3 protein-coding genes are annotated in these 4,386 nt (G+C 42.2%); 2 read left to right on the plus strand and 1 reads right to left on the minus strand.

Annotated elements, in window-relative coordinates:
- Positions 1–166: 166 nt before the first annotated feature.
- On the minus strand, positions 167–1,414 hold the full coding sequence (pbp3, locus tag RWZ99_RS08860; RefSeq protein ID WP_314678184.1) for a D-alanyl-D-alanine carboxypeptidase PBP3: 1,248 nt from the start codon (positions 1,412–1,414) through the stop codon (positions 167–169).
- Between the two features lie 209 nt (positions 1,415–1,623).
- Between pbp3 and pnp the strand changes: the two genes are divergently transcribed.
- Positions 1,624–3,861 carry a polyribonucleotide nucleotidyltransferase gene (pnp, locus tag RWZ99_RS08865; protein WP_314678186.1) on the plus strand — a complete coding sequence of 746 codons (2,238 nt, stop codon included), beginning with the start codon at positions 1,624–1,626 and terminating at the stop codon, positions 3,859–3,861.
- Positions 3,858–4,386, plus strand: a 529-nt coding sequence (locus RWZ99_RS08870) for an SseB family protein (protein ID WP_314678189.1), incomplete at its 3' end; no start/stop codon positions are given. The genes pnp and RWZ99_RS08870, both read left to right, overlap by 4 nt.

Consider the following 4,386-nt stretch of genomic DNA (forward strand, 5'->3'; position numbering starts at 1 on the left):
ATAAGCGTAATCAGTTTTTTCATGGTTTGTTCCTTCATGTGTTTTGGATATTTATTATACCACATTTTGAGAGGAACTTAAGCTGTTGAGAAGGAGCTTTTACGATTATACAACGATTTCAAAGCAAATAAAAACTAGCTTTTGATATCAAAAGCTAGTTTTGTGTTTACTTGTTTCCTGTGAAGAAATTAAGGATATGATTCCACCACACTTTTAGGAAGAAGCTTTTCTCGATAGATTGGTTGGCTGTGACAGAAATTTGAGGAGGATCAGATATGTAACCTGTTCCTACAAGGTCCTTATCATCAAAGGTTGCCGTTCCAATGATGTCACCTTTTTTGATAGGAGCTGTCACGGTTTTTGCTTGGATTTTTACTGCATCATCTTTGCTATTGACTTTTTGAACGACTGTAAGATCTGATTCGAGCCTAGCAGAGATGGTTTTGCTATCTCCATCAGCTACCTTAATATCATTTTTCTTGACGATTTGTCCCTTGGTATTGAGGGTTTTGATTTCCCAGTTTTGTGTCACATAATCTAGTAACTCATTTGTGGCTGTGAAACGTGCAGCTTCATCGTCACCACCATTGTCCGCATTCATAACGACTGTAATCAAGCTCATGCCATTTTCATTGGAGTGGGCTACGAAGGATGCCCCAGCAAGTTCAGTTGTTCCAGTCTTAAGTCCATCAACCCCCTCACGGTAGTTGTCTTGGCCTTCTAACATGTAGTTGTGGGTAGTCAATTTGTTGTCACCCTCGAAATCAACCTCGGTTTGTTTGGTGATTTCGAGTACTTGAGGATAGTCTTGGATGAGATGGTTTGCGATAATCGCAACATCCAGAGCACTCATGGTATTTTCGTCTTCGGGATTAGAACCAGGGTAGCGGTTGTCTCCTAGATACTTATTATTAAGCCCTGAAGCGTTGTACAGTTTAGCATCAGTAATTCCCCATTTCTTTAATTGGGCCTTCATTGTATCTACAAAAGCACTCTCTGTCCCTGAGATTTTTTCAGCTAGAGCAATCGCAGCGCTGTTAGCACTAGCAATGAGCGTGGCATCTAAGAGTTGTTGGACAGTATATTTTCGAGAGTCTAGTGGGACGTTTGAAACTTCTGAATCAACTGTTAAGTTGAATGGATAATCTGAGATATCGACTTCAGTATCCCAGGTGATTTTCCCTTGATCTACTGCTTTGTAGATCATGTAGGCTGTCAGGATTTTAGTCATTGAAGCAACACCGTCAGGAGTGGTGGCATCTTTTTCATAGAGCACTTTTCCTGTAGTGGTTTCGACAGCAATCGCATGTTTAGCAGCAACATTGAAATCATCGGTCTGCTCTTGTGCTAGAGCGGGTGTCACTAGGCCTAGTAAGATTAAGGCAATCATAATGATGTGTTGTAATTTTTTCATAGTCATTCCTTTGTCTCTCATAAGTGATTATTATAACATAAATACCTTTAAATATCCGAGGTCAAGGGAATCTTTAAGTGGGAACTTATGCCGAAGCTCTGCCATTTTCGTCTATAATATGGTAAAATGAAAGTTATATCAAATGAATGACATAAAGTTGACCAGCTCTTTTTATAAGGACTGGTTATGGATAAAAAGAGGGATCAAACATGGCTAAACAAACTTTTGAGATGACCTTTGCGGGACGCCCACTTGTTGTGGAAGTGGGCCAGGTTGCTAAGCAGGCTAACGGCGCTGTTGTCGTACGTTATGGAGATACGACTGTATTATCAACAGCTGTTATGTCTAAAAAGATGGCAACTGCAGATTTCTTTCCTTTACAGGTTAATTATGAGGAAAAAATGTATGCAGCTGGTAAGTTCCCGGGAGGTTTTAATAAGCGTGAAGGCCGTCCCTCAACAGACGCCACTTTGACTGCTCGTCTTATTGACCGTCCTATTCGTCCTATGTTTGCGGAGGGCTTCCGTAATGAGGTTCAAGTCATTAACACAGTCCTCTCCTATGATGAGAATGCAAGTGCGCCGATGGCAGCTATGTTTGGGAGTTCTTTAGCTCTTTCCATTTCTGATATTCCTTTCAATGGTCCGATTGCTGGGGTTCAAGTGGCTTATGCAGCAGAAGATTTCATCATCAACCCAAGTGCAGCGGATAAAGAAGTTTCACATTTAGACTTGACAGTAGCAGGTACTAAGGAAGCCATCAATATGGTAGAATCAGGTGCCAAGGAATTGTCAGAGGATATCATGTTGCAAGCGCTTTTGAAGGGACATGAAGCTATTCAAGAGTTGGTTGATTTCCAAAATTATATTGTTGCAGCTGTTGGTAAGGAAAAAGCCGATGTTGAACTTTTACAAGTTGATGTTGATCTGAAGGATGAGATTGAAACAGCATACTATGATCAGTTGGCTAAGGCTGTTCAGGTGGAAGAAAAACTTGCGCGTGAAGTAGCAACACAGGCTGTTAAAGAAGAGGTCCTCGCTTCTTATCAAGAACGCTTTGCAGAAGATGAGGATAAAGATATTATCTTGCGTGATGTAGCAGAAATCCTTGAGCAGATGGAACATGCTGAAGTGCGCCGTCTCATTACCGAGGATAAGGTTCGTCCAGATGGTCGTCGTGTAGATGAAATCCGTCCTTTGGATGCTGAAATTGATTTTCTGCCAAAAGTTCATGGGTCAGGTCTCTTCACGCGTGGGCAAACACAGGCCTTATCGGTCTTAACCTTGGCTCCTATGAGTGCTACACAACTTGTTGATGGTTTGGATCCAGAGTATAAGAAGCGTTTCCTTCACCATTACAATTTCCCTCAGTATTCGGTGGGTGAAACAGGGCGTTACGGTGCACCAGGCCGTCGTGAAATTGGTCACGGAGCTTTAGGTGAACGTGCTCTTGCTCAAGTCCTCCCAAGTATCGAAGAGTTCCCATATGCTATCCGTTTGGTAGCTGAAGTTTTGGAGTCGAACGGTTCTTCCTCACAAGCATCTATTTGTGCAGGGACTTTGGCTCTTATGGCTGGTGGTGTGCCGATTAAGGCACCTGTTGCAGGTATTGCCATGGGGCTTATCTCAGATGGTGCTAACTACACTATCCTAACTGATATTCAAGGTTTAGAAGATCATTTTGGTGATATGGACTTTAAGGTGGCTGGTACACGTCAAGGAATTACAGCTCTTCAGATGGATATTAAGATTTCAGGAATTACGCCAGCCATTCTCGAAGAAGCTTTGGCTCAAGCCAAGGTAGCTCGTTTTGAGATCCTTGATATTATTGAGTCAGCAATTGCTGAACCACGTCCAGAATTGGCACCAACAGCTCCTAAGATTGACAGTATTCAGATTCCTGTCGACAAGATTAAGGTCGTCATTGGTAAGGGTGGTGAAACCATTGACAAGATTATCGCTGAGACGGGTGTCACAATTGATATCGATGAAGAAGGACTCGTTCAGATTTTCTCTAGTGATCAGGATGCTATTGACCGTGCTAAAACAATCATCTCTGACCTTGTGCGTGAAGCTAAGGTTGGCGAGGTTTACACTGTACCAGTTGTGCGTATTGAAAAGTTCGGTGCTTTTGTCCACCTCTTTAATAAGACTGATGCCTTAGTCCATATTTCAGAATTAGCTTGGAAACGTACTGAGCATGTTGAAGATGTGGTTAAGGTTGGGGATGTGGTAACCGTTAAAGTTATCAAAATCGATGAAAAAGGTCGTGTTGATGCTTCAATCAAAACCTTGCTTCCTAAGCCTGAAAAAATTGAAGACGGGGAGGATGGAGGAGAGCATCATCACCGACGTCGCTCACATCGTAAACCACGCCATCCGAAGGATAGTGGTGAAGCACCAAGAAATTTCCCTGAATCAGAAACGAAAGAACAGACAGAAGAATGACAGAAAATCAAGATTTGCAAGCCTTTGATGAAACCTTGAGAGAGTTTTTAACGGAGCCAGACCACTTTTTGACTAGTCTAGCCTTGGTTAATCATCTACAACGTACTCCAGTATTGGCTGCCCAAGACCTCTATGCAGTTGAAGTAGAAGGTAAGAAGGTTGTTCCTGTATTTACAAGTGAGCAGGATTTGCAAGCCTTTAAGGATACCCAGGATAGTGCACGAGAGCAGACTTGGGTGAAACGTTCAAGTTTAGATATCCTATCGCAGCTCGTTGAAGCAGGACTTTTTGGCCTTGCTTTTAACCTTAAAGAGGAGGGTGACTTCTCGAATACTACTCTTTTTGCAAGTAGTGAATTAATTCAATTTACCAACTATTTTACCCAGACTCTTAATAATCTTCTGGGTGAAAAAAATCAAAAGGCAGACCCTAAAGATAAGATTTATCTTGTTCCAGCCTTCGTTCACAAACGCGAGGAAGATGGTCAGGATGACCGTTTCTTTGCGACCATGTCGAATGCAGAGG

The sequence above is a fragment of the uncultured Streptococcus sp. genome (assembly GCF_963545685.1).
GTDB lineage: Bacteria > Bacillota > Bacilli > Lactobacillales > Streptococcaceae > Streptococcus.